We start from the raw sequence: 16,132 nt of genomic DNA, 5'->3' as shown, positions 1-16,132 counted from the left end.
GCGCCGATTCGATGCGCACGGCGCCGCCCGACTGGCGCGCGAAGCCGTACACCATCGACAGGCCCAGGCCCGTGCCCTGCCCCATCGGTTTGGTGGTGAAGAAGGGATCGAAGGCGTGCGCCAGCACGTCCGGCGGCATGCAGGCGCCGCTGTCGCGCACGCTCACCAGCACGTACTCGCCGGCCTGGCCAGGGGTGACGGTGGCGTTGCCGGTCTCGATGTCGATCGATCCGCCCTCGAGCATGGCGTCGCGCGCGTTGTTGGTCAGATTGAGCAGCGCGCTTCCCAGCTGGTTGGGATCGCACAGCGTGGTCCACAGGCCCACCGTCAGGCGCGTGCGCACGGAGATGGTCGGGCCGAGCGCGGCGTCGATGCGCGCCGGCAGGTCCTGGGCCTGGCCCATGCGCAGGCGCAGCTTCATCAGCTCGAGGTGGCCGGAGACGCCGGCCAGCGCTCGATCGGGCCGAGCTTTGTTGCGGCCCAGTCGTGGCCGGCGATGCGTGCGGCCATCTCGCCGCCGCCAGTCAGGAAAGTCAGGCTGGATGGCTCGCTGCTGGTCGTCGCGCCGGTGCGCATCGCGCTGTTGGTCATCATGGTCGCTCGCGTTACCGTGGTCCGCCGGCATGCCGGCGTGCCGATACGATCCACGGTCGTGCAAAGTCGACCATTCTAATGAGATTCGGCGCGGCGGCGCGGCCGATTGCACCAGTCGGCGCGCGCCGTCCGTGCGCTCATGCGCGCTCGTCGCCGGCGCGCAGCCTGCGCACCGCCTCGGCCTGGCGCAGCACGGCCGTGCGCGCGTCCGCGAGCGCGACGCCCACAGGCACGCCCGCCTGCGCGTCCGCCGGCACAGGGGCGCGCGCGAGGGCGGCGGCGGCGCCATGCAGGCCGAGCGTGCGGCAGCCCTCGCCGAGCTTGTCCAGCACGGCGCGCGCGGCGTCTGGCTGGCCGGCCGCCAGCAGCGCATCGATGTCGGCGCCGGCCGCCCCCAGCTGGCGTTCCAGGCCGCCCAGGTAGACCTGCAGGCGCTCGACGCCGATGCCGAGCCGGCGCGCGCTCGCCAGCGGGCCCTCGTCGAGCATGCCGGCGCCGCCCATCGTCTCCAGGCGCGCCAGCTGCGCCGCCACGGCGGCGCCGTCGAACGGTTTGGCGATCACACCGTGCGCGCCCAGGTCGAGCGCCTGCTGCATGGTGGCGGCGTCGCCCGCGGCCGAGGCCAGCACGAAGGGCAGCGCGGCAAAGCGCGCGTCGGCCTTGATCCGCGCCAGCAGCTCCATGCCGGACAGGCGCGGCATGCGCAGGTCGCAAAACACCATCGCCGGCAGGCCGCCGGCGGCGCCGGCTTCGAGCTTGCCCCAGGCGTCCTCGCCGTCCTCGGCTTCCAGCACCACGCAGCGGCCGGCCAGCGCACTATCGATCAGATGCATCAGCACCATGCGCGCGACCACGTCGTCGTCCACGATCAGAATTTTCATGTCATCTCCTCGGTGCCCAGGCGTCATCGAAGACGTCAGTGTCAAATGTTGTCTTAAGGAAATTATTATACCGACATCGAAGGCGCGCACGCTTCAGGCTGTCGCTTCGTCGACACGCGCCAGCAGTTCGAGCAGGCGCGGCACGCCGTCGCGCACCTCCTCCAGGCGGCCGGCATCGGCCTCGCGTTCGAGCTCGCCGCACAGCTGGTACAGCGCGCCCTCGTCCAGGTAGCCGGCGCTGCCGCGCATGCCGTGCAGCAGGCGTCCGGCGGCGTCGAGGTCGCCGGCGGCCAGCGCCGCATCCAGCTCGCTGCGCCGGCGCGGCAGGTCGGCCAGGAAGGCGCTGCGCATGCGCGCCTTGAGGTCGCCCGCGCGCCGGCCTTCGTTGCGCGCCGCGGCGACGCTGAGCGGCGGCGGCCCGGTGAACACGCCGAACATCGCGTCCAGCTCGGCCGTCGACGGCGTCCCCGCACCGGCTTCGTGCGCAGGCGCCGCGGCCGGCAGCGGCGGCAGGCTGAACCCGCGCTGCAGCTGGCGCTCGATCGCGCGCGTCAGGTGGTAATGCAACTGGGCCTCGTCGATCGGCTTGGCGAGGAAGGCGTCCATGCCGCAGGCCAGGTAGCGCGCGCGGTCCTCCTCGCTGGCGTTGGCGGTCAGCGCGACGATCATCAGCTGCTGGTCGAGCACCGGCGCGCCGAGCGGTCCGCCGGCGCGGATCAGGCGCGTGGCGCTGGCGCCGTCCATCTCCGGCATGCGCCCGTCCATCAGGATCAGGTCGTAGCGCGTGCGCGCGCAGGCGGCCACCGCCAGCGCGCCGTTCTCGACCACGTCGACCTGGTGCCCGAGTTCTTCCAGCATCATGCGCACGATGATCTGGTTGGTCGGGTAGTCCTCGGCGCACAGTACGCGCAGGCGATGGGTGTGCGGCTCGCGCGGCGCGTCGATCACGGTCGACGGCTGCACGCCGTCGGCCAGCGGCAGCACGAAGCTGAAGGTGGAACCGACGCCCGGCGTGCTGATGGCGCCGATGCTGCCGCCCATCAGCTCGACCAGCTGGCGGCAGATCGCCAGCCCGAGCCCGGTGCCGCCGTAGCGGCGCGTGGTGGTGGCGTCGGCCTGCTCGAATTTCTGGAACAGGCGCGGCAGGGCCGAAGGCTCGATGCCGATGCCGGTGTCCTCGACCGAGAAGCGGATCATGTTGCGCCGGGCCGGATCCTGCTGGTCTTCGGCGCGGCGCTCGACCCGCACCGTGACGCTGCCGCTGCGGGTGAATTTGAAGGCGTTGCCGACTAGGTTGACCAGGATCTGGCGCAGCCGGGTCGGGTCGCCGACCACGAAGCGCGGCAGGTCGTCGTCCAGGTGCACCGCGAAGCCGACGCTGTGCGCCCCGGCCTGCTCCTCGAACAGCGTGACCACGTGGCCCATGGTCTCGTCGAGCGCGAAGTCGATGTTCTCGATGGTCAGCTTGCCGGCCTCGATCTTGGAAAAGTCGAGCAGGTCGTTGATGATCGCCAGCAGCGACTGGGCGTTGCCCTGCCCGCGCAGGATCTGCTCGCGGGTCGCGTCGCGCAGGCCGCCGTCGCGCAGCGCGAAGCCGAGCATGCCGATCACGCCGGCCAGCGGGGTGCGCATCTCGTGGCTCATGTTGGCCAGGAACTCGGACTTCTGGCGCGTGGCGTCCTCGGCGCGCTGCTTGGCCAGGTACAGGCGCTCCTCGTTCTCCTGCAGCGCGCCGTTGGCCTGGGCCAGTTCGTCGGTGCGCCGGCGGACCTGGCGCTGCTGCTCGCGCAGCTCGTGGGTCTGGCGCTCGAGCAGGCGGTTCTGCTGCTCGATCTTCTCGGTGCGGGCGCTGACCTGGTACTCCAGCATGTCCTTCTGGCGCTGCAGGCCGTCCAGGCGCAGGCGGTAGGCAAAATACGCGATGCCGACCACCAGCAGAGCGCACACGGCGCGGAACCACCAGGTCTTGTAGTACGGCGGCAGCACGGTGATCGCGATGCTGGCCGCGCTGTCGCTCCAGACGCCGTCCTTGTTGGCGGCGCGCACCTGGAACACGTAACGGCCCGGGTCGAGGTTGGTATAGGTGGCGAAGCGCTTGGTGGCGTCGGCGCCGATCCAGTCCTGGTCGAAGCCGACCAGGCGGTAGGCGAAGCGGTTGCGTCCCGGCGCGGCGAAGTGCAGCGCCGAGAACTCGAGCGTGAACATCGAGTCTTCCGGGCTCAGGGTGATTTCCCCGAGGCGTTCGATCGGGCCCGGCAGCAAGCCCGGGTGGCGCAGCTGCCACGGCTGGCCGAACAGCTGCAGGCCGGTGATCACGGCGCGCGGCGCGACGCGGTTGTCGTGCAGCGCGCGCGGATTGAAGGCGGTGATGCCGTTGTTGCCGCCGAAGTAGAGCGTGCCATCCTGCGCGCGGTAGGCCGAGGCGTCGAAGTAGAAGCCTTCGATGGTGCCGTCGGTCGAGTTGTAGTTGCGCCAGGCGCCGCTGGCCGGATCGAGACGCGACACGCTGCTCGAGGTGCTGACCCAGATGTCGCCGCCCTCGTCTTCGAGCATCGCCGCGACCGCGTCGTCGGCCAGGCCGTCGCGGCTGGTGTAGCGCTGGAAGCGCAGCGCGCCATCGCTGCCGATCACCATCCGGTTCAGGCCCACCGCGGTGCCGACCCACAGCGTGCCCTTGTGGTCTTCGAGCAGGTAGTGCACCTCGTCGTTGGACAGGCTGGCCGGATCGAGCGGGTCGTGGCGGAAGTGGCGGAACTTGCCGGTGGCGCGGTCCAGCAGGTCGAGGCCGTCGAAGGTGCCGACCCACATGCGGCCATGGCTGTCTTCCAGCATCGGGCGCACCACGTTGTCGGCCAGGCTGGCGCCGACCGCCGGGTCGTGCTGGTAGGTGGTCAGGCGGCCGGCCGGGTCGAGCTTGTGCAGGCCGCCGCGGGTGGCGACCCACAGCGTGCCGTCGCGCGTGAACAGCAGGTTGCGCACGTTGCCGGCGTCGACGCTGTCCGGCGCCAGCGCACGCCGCGTCAGCTTGCCGGTCTTCGGATCGAGCCGCACCAGGCCATTGTGGGTGCCGCCCCAGACCGCGCCGTCCGGCCCGACCGCGACCGTCATCGCCGCCGCGGCGCCGGTCGCGCCTTTGTCGACCGGCGCCAGGCGCCAGGTCTTTTCCTCGCCACCGGCCGGATCGAACAGGTGCAGTCCGCCCTGGCTGGCCAGCCACAGGCGGCCATCGGCGCCGGCGGCGATGCCGCGCACCTTGTTGTCTTCCAGCGTAATCGGCGCATCGACCCCGCGCACGATGCGGGTGAATCCGCTGTTGCCCATGTCGGTGCGCGACACGCCGCCATACCAGGTGCCGACCCAGAACGTGCCGACCCGGTCGGCGTACAGCGCCGTGACGTGGCTGTCGCCCAGGCTGAACGGGTCGGTGATGCGGTGCCCGTGATGCTTGAAGCGGCCCTCGGCGTCTTGCCAGCGGAACAGCCCGGCGTCCTGGCTGCCGGCCCAGACCTCGCCGGCGGCGTCCTTGTACAGCACCTGGATCTCGCCGGCATCGATCCCCTCCGCCTCGCCGAAGCTGCGCGGCTGGCCCTTCTGGCCGAGCGGCAGGCGGTCCAGGCCACCCAGGCTGCCGACCCACAGGCCCTGCTGGTCGTCCGCCAGCAGCGACTGGATGACGTCGTACTTCCCGCCGCGCAGCGACGGGTGGTGGCGAAAGCGCATCAGGTCCGGATCCAGGCTGTCCAGGCCGGCCGAGGTGCCGATCCACAGGCGCCCGCCCGGGCCCAGCGCCAGCGCGCTCACCTTGTCCGAGGCGATGCTCGCCGCCACGCCCGGCACGTGGTGCCAGCTCGCGAAGCGGCCGCTGGCGATGTCGAAGTGCTGCAGGCCGTCGTTGGTGGCCAGCCACAGGCCGTCGCGGCCGTCGCCGATGATGGCGGCGATGTGGCGGTTGCCGTTGCCGCGCTTGACCGGCTCGTCCGGCTGGAAATGGCTGAAGGTGCCGGTTGCGGGTTCGTAGCGGTCCAGGCCGCCGTCGGTGCCGATCCACAGCCGGCCCTTGGGGTCGACGTAAAGCACGCGCACCCAGTTGTTGACCAGCGTCTTGGGGTCGCCGATGACGTTGCGAAAGTTGGTGAAGTGGTAACCGTCGTAGCGCGACAGGCCCGACTGGGTGCCGAACCACATGAAACCGTCCGGGTCCTGGACGATGGCCAGCACGGATTCCTGGGCCAGGCCGTCGTCGACCGACAGCTGCTCGAAACGCGGCGTCGGCGCGGTCTCCGCGCGCGCGGGCGCGCAGGCCAGCAGCGCAAGCAGCCATGCGATCGCCAGCGCCGCCAGCAGGTTCAGGTGGCGCCGGCGGGCGCCGGGGCGTGTATCAGCTTGTTGTTCAATGTCCACCCGGCAAGATTAACAAAATCCGTCGGTTATGGCTCGAAAAATTGTCGTTTCTGAAATTTTCCGCGTTGTATCGGGGCCTCGGAAAACCGTAGCGAGCGGAAGCAGGTTTGGCAGGGAAGCGCAGCCGTACTTACGGTACGGCGAGCATCGCAGGCCAAAGATGCGACGCGCAGTAGGTTTGCCGAGGCCCCCACCACCCCTCAGTCGCCCTTGGCGATACCTTCCCGGCGCGGATCCGCCCCGCCGAACCACATCGGCACCCCATGGATGTCGATCCGCTCCACGCCGTGCAGGCCCGAGGTCTGCTCGCCGATGCGGATCTTGTGGCCGCGCGCCTTCAATTGCTCGATCTCGCTGTCCGGGAAGCGCCCGGCTTCCAGCTCGGTCGGGCCGTTGCGGCTGCCGAAGTTGGGCAACGCGATCGCCTGCTGCATGTTCAGGCCCCAGTCGAGCGTGCCGACCAGCACCTTGGCCACGTAGTTGATGATCAGGGGGCCGCCGGGCGAACCGACCGCCTCGACGAACTTGCCGGTCTGCTTGTCGAACACGATGGTCGGGCTCATCGCGCTGCGCGGCCGCTTGCCGGCCTCGACGCGGTTGGCGATCGGGCCGCTGGCGTCGCGCGAGTCGAACGAGAAGTCGGTCAGCTGGTTGTTGAGGATGAAGCCGTCGACCATCTGGCGCGAGCCGAACGCGTCCTCGACGCTGGTGGTCATCGACAGGCCGGCGCCGTACTGGTCGACCGCCACGATGTGCGAGGTCGAATGGGCCTCGATCGAATTGTCCAGGCCCCAGTTCCAGGCCGTCTCCACGCCCGGCGGATGGCCGGCCGGCGCGACGCCCATCGAGCGCTCCGGATCGACCAGTTTGGCGCGCTCGGCCAGGTAGTTCTTGTCCAGCAGCGCCGGGATGCCGCGCCCGGGCAGCGGCACGAAGTCGGTGTCGGCGGCGTAGCGGTCGCGGTCGGCGTAGGCCAGGCGCCCTACTTCCGAGAACATGTGCACGGCCTGGGTGCCGGGCAGCAGGCCGTCGGCCGGCCCCAGCGATTTCATGTCGAAGTTCTCGAACATGCCCAGCATCTGGGCCACGGCGATGCCGCCCGAGGATGGCGGCGGCATGCCGCAGATCTCGTAGCTGCGGTAGTCATTGCACACCGGGTCGCGCTCCTTGGCCTGGTAGGCGGCGATGTCGGCGGCCGTGAGCAGGCCCGGATTGGTCGGGTGGCCCTTGACCTTGGCTTCGATGTCGCGTGCGATGTGGCCGGTGTAGAACACGTCGGCGCCGCCGGCGGCAATCTCGCGCAGGGTCTTGGCCAGCGCCGGGTTCTTCAGCACGTGCCCGACCGGCCACGGCTTGCCGTCCGGGCCATAGAAGTAGGCGTGCGCGGTCGGGTCCTTGCCGATGAAGGGATCGCCCTCCAGCAGGCTGTGCAGGCGCGGGCTGACCTTGAAGCCCTGCTCGGACAGGCGGATCGCCGGCTCGAACAGCGTCTTCCAGGGCAGCTTGCCGTTGGCGCGGTGGGCCAGCGCCAGCATGCGCAGCACGCCCGGCGCGCCGGTCGAACGACCGCCGACGATGCCCTCGGTGCGCGACATGGGCGAACCGTCGGCGTGCTGGAACAGGTGCTCGTCGGCCTTCGATGGTGCGGTCTCGCGACCGTCGTAGGCATGGGTCTTCTTGCCGTCGTAATAGACCAGGAAGGCGCCGCCGCCGATGCCCGACGATTGCGGCTCGACCAGGGTCAGCACCAGTTGCGTCGCGATGCCGGCGTCGATCGCCGTGCCGCCCTTCTTGAGCATCTCGTAGCCCGCCTGCACCGCCAGCGGGTTGGCCGCGGCGACCATGTACTTGCGCGCGGTCCAGCCGGACTTCTCGGTGTAGCCGGTGGCGGCTTCGGGGGCCTGCTGCAGCGAGGAATGCGACGCGTCCTGGGCAAAAGCGGGAGCGTGGGCGAGCGCGCACAGGGCGCCGGCAAGGGCGAGCAACTTCAACTTCATTCGATTCTCCGGGCAAAAAATTAGCGCGCGGCCATAGCCGCACGCCAGTTAGCACAGAGCATCGTACAACAAATGCCGCCGGCGCGAGCAGCGCGGCTTACTTCGGCTGCATGCGGATCGCGCCGTCCAGGCGGATCGTCTCGCCGTTGAGCATCACGTTTTCGATGATGGCGCGCGCCAGGTGGGCGTACTCCTGCGGCATGCCGAGGCGTTGCGGGAACGGCACCATCTTGCCGAGCGCGTCGCGCACTTCCTGCGGCATCCCCATCAGCATCGGGGTCTCGAAGATGCCGGGGGCGATCGTCATCACGCGGATGCCGCTGCGCGACAGGTCGCGCGCCATCGGCAGCGTCATGCCGGCCACGCCGGCCTTCGAGGCGCCATAGGCGGCCTGGCCGATCTGGCCGTCGAAGGCCGCCACCGAGGCGGTGTTGATGATCACGCCGCGTTCGTCGTAGGCGAGCGCATCGAGCTTGGCGATCGCGTCGGCCGCCAGGCGGCACATGTTGAAGGTGCCGACCAGGTTGATGTTGATGGCCTTCTGGAAGGCGTCGAGCGGGTGCGGGCCGTCCTTGCCGACGGTCTTGATGGCGGGCGCCACGCCGGCGCAGTTGACCAGCCCGCGCAGCAGGCCCATCTGCTGGGCCGCGGCCACGGCCGCCTGGCCGTCGGCTTCCTGCGTGACGTCGCACTTGACGAAGCGTGCCTTGCCTTCGCCCAGCTCGTCGGCCAGCTTTTCGCCGGCCTCGGCCTGCACGTCGGCCAGCACGACCTTGCCGCCGTTGTCGACGATCATGCGCGCGGTGGCCGCGCCCAGGCCGGACGCGCCGCCGGTCACGATGAATACATTGTCTTGAATTTGCATGGTGTCTCCTCGTTGTTGTCGACGTCGCGCCGCTGCCTGCACAGTTTACGTAAACGTCAATCTCGACGATTGTAGCCCGGCTTTGCCGGAAACACCATGCGCCACGTGCTGCGCCGCATCAGCTCAGAAGCATTGCACCGTGGCGCCGCTGCGGTTGCACAGGCGCCCGCTGGCGCTGACGCCGGCGTTGCCGCCGCTGCCGATCCCGCTGGTTCCGATCCCGCTGGGGCCTATCCCGCTGGGGCCTATCCCGTTAAGGCGGTTGCCGGCGGCATCGGTGCAACTGCCGCCGATGCAGCCGTTCAGCGCGCTGGAGCTCGGCACCACCGGCTGTGGGGCGGCGGCCGGGGCCGGCACCGGTTTGGGACTGGCGGCCGCGGCGCGCTCGTCGACGCCGCTTCGGCGCAGCGGGCGCGGCGCCATCGGCTCGGCGGCGTTCTGCCAGGCCGGATGGCGGCGCGACGCCTGCGGGTTGTTGCGCTTCGGTCCCTGCTGCGGCGGCTGCTGCAGCACCGCCGGGTTGGCGCCGGCGTCGGCCTCGTCGTGCACCTCGGCCGGGTGCCTGCGCGCCGGATCGTTCGATTGCGGCTGGCGCGGATCGAGGACCGGGCCATAGGCGGGTGGTGCGTCGGCGCTCGGCGCCGTCGGCGTGGTGGCCGGGGTGCCGGCGCGCGTGCTGCCCGCGGCACTGGCGCCGGCAGCCTCGTCGGGAACGCCGGCATTGCGGTTGGCGCGGTCGGTGGCCTGGGTACGGCTGCCGGTCGCGGCCGCTTCCTCGCGCCGCAGGTAAGCCTCGGCGTCGCTGCGGTTCTGCTGGGCCTTTTGCACCTGCTGCGCGGTCGGCGCGCCGGGCTGCGGCGGTATCTGCGTCGCTGCCTGCGCCTGGGCCGGGGACGGCAGGCAGACGCCGGCGCTCAGCGCGGCGAGCGCGAATGCGAATGCGCCCAGGAATGCGGTCCGTCTCATGGTTCGACTCCTGCGTTCGATGACGCCATTATCGGCCGTGCCCGCGCGCGGGCGCCTTGCACCGACGGCCGGCGCCGCAAGCACTTATCGCTGCGTGGCCCCGTTCCGGCGTGCCGGATCGGCCGCCTGCGGCTGGCGCGCTTGCAGCACCGGGCCATACGGCGGGGGTGCGTCGGCGGTGGGGACACTCGGCGTGGTCGCCGGCGTGCCGGCGCGGGTGCTGCCGCCGGCGCTGGCGCCGCTGGCCTGGCCGGGCATGCCGGCGTCGAGGTTGGCGCTGGCGCTGCCGCTGCTGCCGGTGGCGGCCGCTTCCGCGCGCTGCAGGTAGGCTTCGGCGTCGCTGCGATTTTCCTGTGCCTTTTGCGCCTGCTGCGGCGTCGGCGCACCGGCCTGCGGCGTCATCTGCGTGGCGGGGGCGTGCCGGTTTGTACGCCGGCGCGTGCCGATGTCTGCGCCAGGCCCGGCAGGCAGGCGCCGGCGGTCAGGGCGGCGAGCGCGAGTGCGCTCGGTAATGCGGTCCGTTTCATCGTTCCTCCTGCATTCGATGGCTCCATTATCGGCCGCGTCCGCGCAGGCCGGCGCGCGCCTGGGCTCTATCGACATCCTGCCCAATCCGCTGCTCGCCGCTGGCCCGCAAGGCCTTCCTGCGGCTGGTCCTGCCGGCATTCGCGGCGGCGCTGTTCGGCGCGATGCCCGCCGCCCCAACCTGAGCCGGCGCGTTGCCGCCTCCCCTCGCCGCTCGTCTACGCCTCTGCTATGCTGGAGATCAGTGCAGCATCCGACGATAAAATCAGGAGACGGCGATGCAAACTGCGCCGCAACTGTACGAGTCCAGGCGCGCCGGCGCGCTGGCCGCCCTCGATCACGTGCGCGACGGCGACATGATCGTCGTGCCGACCGGCGTCGGCGAACCGCCCACGCTGCTGGGCGCCCTGTCCGAACATCACCGGCGCTTTGCCGACGTCAAGGTCGCGCAGATCCTGGCGATGCGCAAGTTCGGCTACTTCGAGCCGGCATGCCGCGACCACGTGCGCCACGCCGCCCTGTTTTTCGGGGGCGCCTCGCGCAGCGGCGGGCAAGGCGGCTGGTGCGACTTCATCCCCAATTATTTTTCCGAGATCCCGGCGCTGATCGAGCGCGGCCTGATGCCGGCCGACGTGGTGTTCGCGATGGCATCAACCATGAGCGCCTCCGGCCACTTCGCGCTCAGCCTGGGCTGCGACTACACGATGGCCGCAATCGCCAAGGCGCGCGCCGTGGTGCTGGAAGTGAACCCGCACGTGCCCTTCACCCACGGCCAGTGCCACGTGCACGTGTCGCAAGTCACGGCCATCGTCGAAAGCATCGATCCGATCCTGGAAGTCGGCCTGCCGGCCATCGGCCCGGTGCAGGAGGCGATCGGGCGCCTGGTCGCCGAGCACATCGACGACGGTTCGACGCTGCAGATCGGCTACGGCGGCATCCCGGACGCGGTGGTGATGCAGCTGACGGGCAAGCGCGACCTCGGCATCCATACCGAGATGATCGGCGACGGCATCCTCAAGCTGGTCGAAGCCGGCGCCGTCAACAACAGCAGGAAGACGCTCCTGCCGGGCAAGATGGTGGCGACCTTCGCGCTCGGCTCGCGCCGCCTGTACGAGTTCATGCACCAGAACCCGATGCTCGAGATGCACCCGTCGAACTTCACCAACGACCCTTACGTCGCCGGCCGGAACGACAAGCTGGTGACGATCAACGCCAGCCTGCAGGTCGACCTGCTCGGCCAGTGCGGCAGCGAGAGCATCGGCCACCTGCCCTATTCCGGCACCGGCGGCCAGGTCGACTTCATGCGCGCCGCCAACCGCTCGCGCGGCGGCAAATCGTTCATCGTGCTGCCCTCCACGGCCAAGGACGGCACGGTGTCGCGCATCGTGCCGACGCTGTCGCCGGGCACGCACGCGACCACCAGCAAGAACGACGTCGACTACGTGGTGACCGAGTGTGGCGTGGCCCAGCTGCGCGGCAAGCCGGCGCGCCAGCGCGCGCAGGCGCTGATCGCGATCGCCCACCCGGACTTCCGGTCGTGGCTGCGCGACGAGGCCAGGCGGATGTGCGTATTTGGATGAGATGCTTTGGATGAGACGCTGGCGGGCGCGCCGTTTGGCGTGATGATGTGGAAAGGCGAACCGCAATCGCAGCGCGATCGGGGTTCGCCTTGAGGTGACAGGTTCGCCTTGAGGTGACGACCGCGCCTGCGACGCGGCCGTTTGCCCCGGTGACTCAGGCGGCCGTGGACGCTTCCTCGCTGCGCAGCGTCAGGCCGGCCGTGCCGTACAGCAGGAAGGCGCGGCGCAGCTCGTCCGGGTCGGACAGCTGGACGGCATGCTGTGCGCTGTCCTGGCGCTGCGGCAGGTTCGGCTCGGGGCCCTGGGCGGCGGCGCCCATTCTTCCTTGATAGCTAATCATGTTGAACTCCATAAAGTGAATAGAAAGGTTGGTAGTGAAATCGTGATAAATGCGTGCAGCGCCAGCGATGGTGCGGCGCAGCGGATGACGCTACTGTACCGCAGCGCGGATAATTACGGCGCATCGATGGATGTCATTCTGAAAATAAATTGCCTATTCGAACGTTGCGGCGACGATCCGCCCGACATGCCATCATTCCCTCATCATGAACAGGAGGACGAATGAAACGAGTTGACGAGATCGGACCGGACGAACACGTGCGCGGTCCCGAGAACGCCGCGTTGACGCTGATTGAGTACGGCGATTTCCAATGCCCCTATTGCGCGCGCGCCCATGCGGCGCTGAGCGACCTGGCCGATGGGATCGGCGAGCAGCTCGGCGGCATCCGCCTGGTGTACCGCAACTTCCCGCTGTCCGACCTGCACCCGCTGGCCGAGCTGGCCGCCGAGGCCGCCGAAGCCGCCGGCCAGCAGGGCAAGTTCTGGGAAATGCACGACAGCCTGTTCGAGCAGCAGCGCCAGGTGTTCGAGCCGCAGGACCTGGCCGTGCTGGCCGAAAGCCTGGACCTGGACATGGAGCGCTTCCGCGACGACGTGCAGGAACGGCGCTTGCGCCAGCGGGTGCACGGCGACATCGAGCGCGGCCGCCACGACGGCGCCGACCGCACGCCGACTTTCTTCATCAACGGCCAGCACTACCCGGGCGATTCGGACATCGACTCGCTCGAGGCGGCGCTGCGCGAGGCTGCAGGGCGCTAGCCGCACGCGGGCGTGAGTCCGCGCGCATCCCCGCGTGAGGGCGGCGCGCGGCGTCAACGCCCCGGCGGCCTGGCCCCCTCCGCCACGCCTGGCGCCGCGGCGACCGGCAGCGCCGCCGGCGCGTCAACCGACGGCGCCGCCGGCTTGGCCAGCGAGATTTCCTGCATGCGGGCATTGCCCGGGTCCTGGAGCAGCACCCGGCTGCGCGACCACAGGCCATAGAACACGGCGATGACGCCGCAGGCGACGGCGAAGATGAACTGCGTGACTGCCATATCGTCCCCCTCGTTTCTTGATCAAAAAACCGGTTCAACACGGGCCCAGCCCTGCTGTGACGACTAGTGATCTGAAAACTGGACGGATGGCTTGCTGTCATCCGGAGCCGGAGGCGTGCGGTGAAGACCGCATCGCCTCGAACTACCTATAGAACTTACTCGGACAGCGCCGCGAAGGCGGCGTCGCGCACCTGCTCGACCGGGCCGACGCCCGAGATCTTGCGGTATTTCGGCGCGCCCGGCAGACCGGATTGCGCCCACTTGTTGTAGTAGCCGAGCAGCACTTCGGTCTGGTTGTGGTAGACGGACAGGCGCTTGGCGACGGTTTCTTCCTTGTCGTCTTCGCGCTGCACCAGCGGCTCGCCGGTCACGTCGTCGACGCCCTCGGCCTTGGGCGGGTTGAACTTGACGTGGTAGACGCGGCCCGAGGCCGGGTGGCTGCGGCGGCCGGTCATGCGTTCCAGGATCATCTCGTCCGGCACGTCGATTTCCAGCACGTAATCGATGTTCACGCCGCTGTCCTTCATGGCGTCGGCCTGCGCGACCGTACGCGGGAAGCCGTCGAACAGGTAGCCACTGGCGCAATCCGCTTCCTTCAGGCGCTCCTTCACCAAGCCGATGATGATGTCGTCCGACACCAGTTGCCCTGCGTCCATCACTTTTTTAGCCGCCAGGCCGAGCTCGGTGCCAGCCTTGATCGCCGCGCGCAGCATGTCGCCCGTGGAGATCTGGGGGATGTTGTATTTTTCTTTGATGAAATTCGCCTGGGTACCTTTACCGGCACCGGGGGCTCCTAACAGAATGAGACGCATGAAGGATTCCTAATAGTTTTGTTAATGCTTAGTTTGATGCAAATGTGACTAGCTTGACCCGAAACTTACCATAAAAGGCAGGCCCAATGCCACTGCGCGGCCCTTATCTACAGGCCGCTTGATGTAGCGCAGGCCGCCTGCCACAAAGTTTCCAGCAGGATCAAGACGTGTAGTAATGGCGTACGCGTTCCAGGTCTTCCGGCGTGTCGACGCCGGCCGGCGGCGCCGAGTCCGTCACGTGCACCGCTATCGGGTAGCCGTGCCACAGCACGCGCAATTGTTCGAGCGCTTCGATGGCTTCCAGCGGGGCCGGCTCGAGCTGCGGATACTGCTGCAGGAATGCGTTGCTGTATGCATACAGGCCGACGTGGCGCAGCGGCGCATAGCCTGCCGGCAGGGTCGCGCGGTCGCGCGCGAAGCCGTCGCGATGCCAGGGAATCGTCGCGCGCGAAAAGTACAAGGCGCGTCCCAGCTTGTCGAGCACGACCTTGACCACGTTCGGGTTGAAGACTTCGTCCACGTTCGAGAGCGGATGGGCGCAGGTGGCCATCGGCGTGGCGGCGTCGATGCGCGCGGCGCAGGCCGCCAGCAGGGCCGGGTCGATCAGCGGCTCGTCGCCCTGCAGGTTGACCACCACCGCGCCCGGGGGCAGCGCCAGCGTGCGCGCGACTTCGGCGATGCGGTCGGTGCCCGACGGATGGTCGGCGCGGGTCATGCAGGCTTCGATACCGTGCGCGGCGCAGGCCGCCAAAATGTCGGCGTGGTCGGTGGCGACGATGATGCGCGCCGCGCCCGATTCGCGCGCGCGCTCGGCCACGCGCACGACCATCGGCTTGCCGCCCAGGTCGGCGAGCGGCTTGTTCGGCAGCCGGGTCGACGCCAGGCGCGCCGGGATGATGACGACGAAGCTCATGCGAATCTCATGCGTTCAGCGCCGCCTCAGATGCTCGGCTCGACCTTGCGCGCCTGGTCGGCCCACATGATCGGAATGCCGTCGCGGATCGGATACGCCAGGCGGTCCGGGCGGCAGGTCAGTTCCTGCGCTTTCTTGTCATATTCGAGCGGTCCCTTGCACAACGGGCAGACCAGGATATCAAGCAGTCGGGCGTCCACGACATTTCTCCACGATTTGGGCAGCCAGCGCGGGATCGATCCGCGCAGCCACCGGCACGACCCACAGGCGCAGATCGTTGTTAATGTTTTCAAGTTGCCGACATTTTACTGCATCCTTCTCGGTGATCAGGATGACATCGGCATCGGCGCTGCGGAAAGGATCGTCGAGGAAGTCGTGGTGGTCGGGCAGCGCCTGTTCCGTCACCTCCAGCCCGGCCGCGCGCAGCATGCCGAAAAAGCGCCCGGGATTGCCGATGCCGGCCGCGGCCAGCACGCGCTGGTCCTTGAACGCGCTCAAGGGCAGGCGTTGCGCCGGATCGCTCAGGCGTTCGGCGACGTCGCCCGCCAGGCGCATCTGCCAGGGCTCCCCGCCCACGGCGCGCGCCAGCGCCGGGCTCAGGTCGGGCGCATTGACCACTGTGAAATCGCGCCGGCGCGACGGCGGCTCGCGCAGCGGACCGGCCGGCAGCGTCCAGCCGTTGCCGGCGCCGCGGCCGTCGAACAGGATGATCTCGACGTCGCGCCGCAAGGCGTAATGCTGCAGGCCGTCGTCGGCGACGATCACGTCGACCTCCGGATGCAGCGCCAGCAGATGGCGTCCGGCCTCGACCCGGCGCCGCCCCACCACCACCGGGCAGCCGGTGCGCGCCGCGATCAGGAGCGGCTCGTCGCCGACCTCGCGCGCACGCGCGGTCGCGCCCACTTCGCGCGGATGGGCGGCCGCGCTGCCATGGCCGCGCGAGATCACGCCTGGGCGCAGGCCGGCCGCGCGCAGCTGCTCGACCAGCCAGATCGTCAGCGGGGTCTTGCCGGTGCCGCCGATGAAGATGTTGCCGACCACGACCGTCGGCACCGGCAGCCGTTCGGACTTCAGCACGCCGGCGCGGAACAGGCCGCGCCGCAGGGCCGCCAGCAGGCGGAACGGGATGGACACCGGCCACAAGGCGCAGGCCAGGAGCCCGCGCCGCAGCCAGGCGCGGGTGAGAGTGGATTCGAGGGAAGATGCCATGAAAACGAAGGCCGGC

Annotated in this window: 15 protein-coding genes and 1 pseudogene; 2 read left to right on the top strand and 14 right to left on the bottom strand. The window is 69.5% G+C overall.

Going from position 1 to position 16,132, the window contains the following annotated elements:
• Positions 1-22: 22 nt before the first annotated feature.
• From FA90_RS27620 to FA90_RS27460, 8 genes and pseudogenes are all read right to left on the bottom strand, one after another.
• A pseudogene (locus FA90_RS27620) lies at positions 23-244 on the bottom strand (ATP-binding protein); the annotation flags it as partial.
• A gap of 487 nt (positions 245-731) precedes the next feature.
• On the bottom strand, positions 732-1,475 hold the full coding sequence (locus FA90_RS01705; protein ID WP_036165267.1) for a response regulator: 744 nt from the start codon (positions 1,473-1,475) through the stop codon (positions 732-734).
• A 93-nt stretch (positions 1,476-1,568) separates the two neighbouring features.
• The gene (locus FA90_RS01700) at positions 1,569-5,876 is read right to left on the bottom strand and encodes a hybrid sensor histidine kinase/response regulator (RefSeq protein ID WP_239700485.1); all 4,308 of its coding nucleotides are present in this window, start codon (positions 5,874-5,876) and stop codon (positions 1,569-1,571) included.
• Between the two features lie 200 nt (positions 5,877-6,076).
• Entirely contained in the window at positions 6,077-7,873 is a 1,797-nt protein-coding gene (ggt, locus tag FA90_RS01695; RefSeq protein WP_036165265.1) for a gamma-glutamyltransferase, read from the bottom strand.
• Positions 7,874-7,970: 97 nt separating this feature from the next.
• Entirely contained in the window at positions 7,971-8,738 is a 768-nt protein-coding gene (locus FA90_RS01690; protein ID WP_036165262.1) for a 3-hydroxyacyl-CoA dehydrogenase, read from the bottom strand.
• Positions 8,739-8,861: 123 nt separating this feature from the next.
• Positions 8,862-9,704, bottom strand: coding sequence for a hypothetical protein (locus FA90_RS01685; protein WP_036165260.1), 843 nt, complete (start codon positions 9,702-9,704; stop codon positions 8,862-8,864).
• 84 nt (positions 9,705-9,788) lie between these two features.
• Entirely contained in the window at positions 9,789-10,106 is a 318-nt protein-coding gene (locus FA90_RS01680) for a hypothetical protein (RefSeq protein WP_036165257.1), read from the bottom strand.
• Positions 10,103-10,231 (bottom strand): hypothetical protein, encoded by a 129-nt coding sequence (locus tag FA90_RS27460; protein ID WP_275041305.1) that lies wholly within the window; start codon positions 10,229-10,231, stop codon positions 10,103-10,105. The genes FA90_RS01680 and FA90_RS27460 overlap by 4 nt, the downstream gene beginning before the upstream one ends.
• Positions 10,232-10,507: 276 nt before the next feature.
• On the opposite strand from FA90_RS27460, the gene FA90_RS01675 reads away from it, so the two are divergent.
• Positions 10,508-11,809 (top strand): acetyl-CoA hydrolase/transferase family protein, encoded by a 1,302-nt coding sequence (locus FA90_RS01675; protein WP_036165255.1) that lies wholly within the window; start codon positions 10,508-10,510, stop codon positions 11,807-11,809.
• Between the two features lie 154 nt (positions 11,810-11,963).
• On the opposite strand, the gene FA90_RS26130 is transcribed toward FA90_RS01675, so the two are convergent.
• Positions 11,964-12,149 carry a hypothetical protein gene (locus FA90_RS26130; RefSeq protein WP_156116547.1) on the bottom strand — a complete coding sequence of 62 codons (186 nt, stop codon included), beginning with the start codon at positions 12,147-12,149 and terminating at the stop codon, positions 11,964-11,966.
• A gap of 221 nt (positions 12,150-12,370) precedes the next feature.
• On the opposite strand from FA90_RS26130, the gene FA90_RS01670 reads away from it, so the two are divergent.
• Entirely contained in the window at positions 12,371-12,907 is a 537-nt protein-coding gene (locus FA90_RS01670) for a thioredoxin domain-containing protein (protein ID WP_036165251.1), read from the top strand.
• A gap of 53 nt (positions 12,908-12,960) precedes the next feature.
• On the opposite strand, the gene FA90_RS01665 is transcribed toward FA90_RS01670, so the two are convergent.
• The 5 genes from FA90_RS01665 to lpxK form a co-directional block, all read right to left on the bottom strand.
• Positions 12,961-13,182 (bottom strand): hypothetical protein, encoded by a 222-nt coding sequence (locus FA90_RS01665; RefSeq protein WP_036165250.1) that lies wholly within the window; start codon positions 13,180-13,182, stop codon positions 12,961-12,963.
• A 155-nt stretch (positions 13,183-13,337) separates the two neighbouring features.
• Positions 13,338-13,994 carry an adenylate kinase gene (gene adk, locus FA90_RS01660; protein ID WP_036165247.1) on the bottom strand — a complete coding sequence of 219 codons (657 nt, stop codon included), beginning with the start codon at positions 13,992-13,994 and terminating at the stop codon, positions 13,338-13,340.
• A 160-nt stretch (positions 13,995-14,154) separates the two neighbouring features.
• The gene (gene kdsB, locus FA90_RS01655; protein ID WP_036165244.1) at positions 14,155-14,907 is read right to left on the bottom strand and encodes a 3-deoxy-manno-octulosonate cytidylyltransferase; all 753 of its coding nucleotides are present in this window, start codon (positions 14,905-14,907) and stop codon (positions 14,155-14,157) included.
• Between the two features lie 26 nt (positions 14,908-14,933).
• Entirely contained in the window at positions 14,934-15,107 is a 174-nt protein-coding gene (locus FA90_RS25410; RefSeq protein WP_081933573.1) for a Trm112 family protein, read from the bottom strand.
• On the bottom strand, positions 15,088-16,116 hold the full coding sequence (lpxK, locus tag FA90_RS01650) for a tetraacyldisaccharide 4'-kinase (protein WP_036165241.1): 1,029 nt from the start codon (positions 16,114-16,116) through the stop codon (positions 15,088-15,090). Before lpxK ends, FA90_RS25410 begins: the two co-directional genes overlap by 20 nt.
• Positions 16,117-16,132 lie beyond the last annotated feature (16 nt).

The sequence above is a fragment of the Massilia sp. 9096 genome (assembly GCF_000745265.1).
In the GTDB taxonomy this organism is placed as follows: Bacteria; Pseudomonadota; Gammaproteobacteria; order Burkholderiales; family Burkholderiaceae_D; genus Telluria.
Note: the sequence above shows the minus strand (reverse complement) of the source record. Positions and strands in the feature narration are given on the sequence as shown.

What these genes read in the sequence shown, in the direction of transcription:
- kdsB (WP_036165244.1), bottom strand. Translation starts at nt 14,907, where the DNA reads ATGAGCTTCGTCGTCATCATCCCGGCGCGCCTGGCGTCGACCCGGCTG.
- FA90_RS01675 (WP_036165255.1), top strand. Translation starts at nt 10,508, where the DNA reads ATGCAAACTGCGCCGCAACTGTACGAGTCCAGGCGCGCCGGCGCGCTG.
- adk (WP_036165247.1), bottom strand. Translation starts at nt 13,994, where the DNA reads ATGCGTCTCATTCTGTTAGGAGCCCCCGGTGCCGGTAAAGGTACCCAG.
- FA90_RS26130 (WP_156116547.1), bottom strand. Translation starts at nt 12,149, where the DNA reads ATGATTAGCTATCAAGGAAGAATGGGCGCCGCCGCCCAGGGCCCCGAG.
- FA90_RS01670 (WP_036165251.1), top strand. Translation starts at nt 12,371, where the DNA reads ATGAAACGAGTTGACGAGATCGGACCGGACGAACACGTGCGCGGTCCC.
- ggt (WP_036165265.1), bottom strand. Translation starts at nt 7,873, where the DNA reads ATGAAGTTGAAGTTGCTCGCCCTTGCCGGCGCCCTGTGCGCGCTCGCC.
- FA90_RS01680 (WP_036165257.1), bottom strand. Translation starts at nt 10,106, where the DNA reads ATGACGCCGCAGGCCGGTGCGCCGACGCCGCAGCAGGCGCAAAAGGCA.
- lpxK (WP_036165241.1), bottom strand. Translation starts at nt 16,116, where the DNA reads ATGGCATCTTCCCTCGAATCCACTCTCACCCGCGCCTGGCTGCGGCGC.
- FA90_RS27460 (WP_275041305.1), bottom strand. Translation starts at nt 10,231, where the DNA reads ATGAAACGGACCGCATTACCGAGCGCACTCGCGCTCGCCGCCCTGACC.
- FA90_RS01665 (WP_036165250.1), bottom strand. Translation starts at nt 13,182, where the DNA reads ATGGCAGTCACGCAGTTCATCTTCGCCGTCGCCTGCGGCGTCATCGCC.
- FA90_RS01705 (WP_036165267.1), bottom strand. Translation starts at nt 1,475, where the DNA reads ATGAAAATTCTGATCGTGGACGACGACGTGGTCGCGCGCATGGTGCTG.
- FA90_RS01685 (WP_036165260.1), bottom strand. Translation starts at nt 9,704, where the DNA reads ATGAGACGGACCGCATTCCTGGGCGCATTCGCATTCGCGCTCGCCGCG.
- FA90_RS01690 (WP_036165262.1), bottom strand. Translation starts at nt 8,738, where the DNA reads ATGCAAATTCAAGACAATGTATTCATCGTGACCGGCGGCGCGTCCGGC.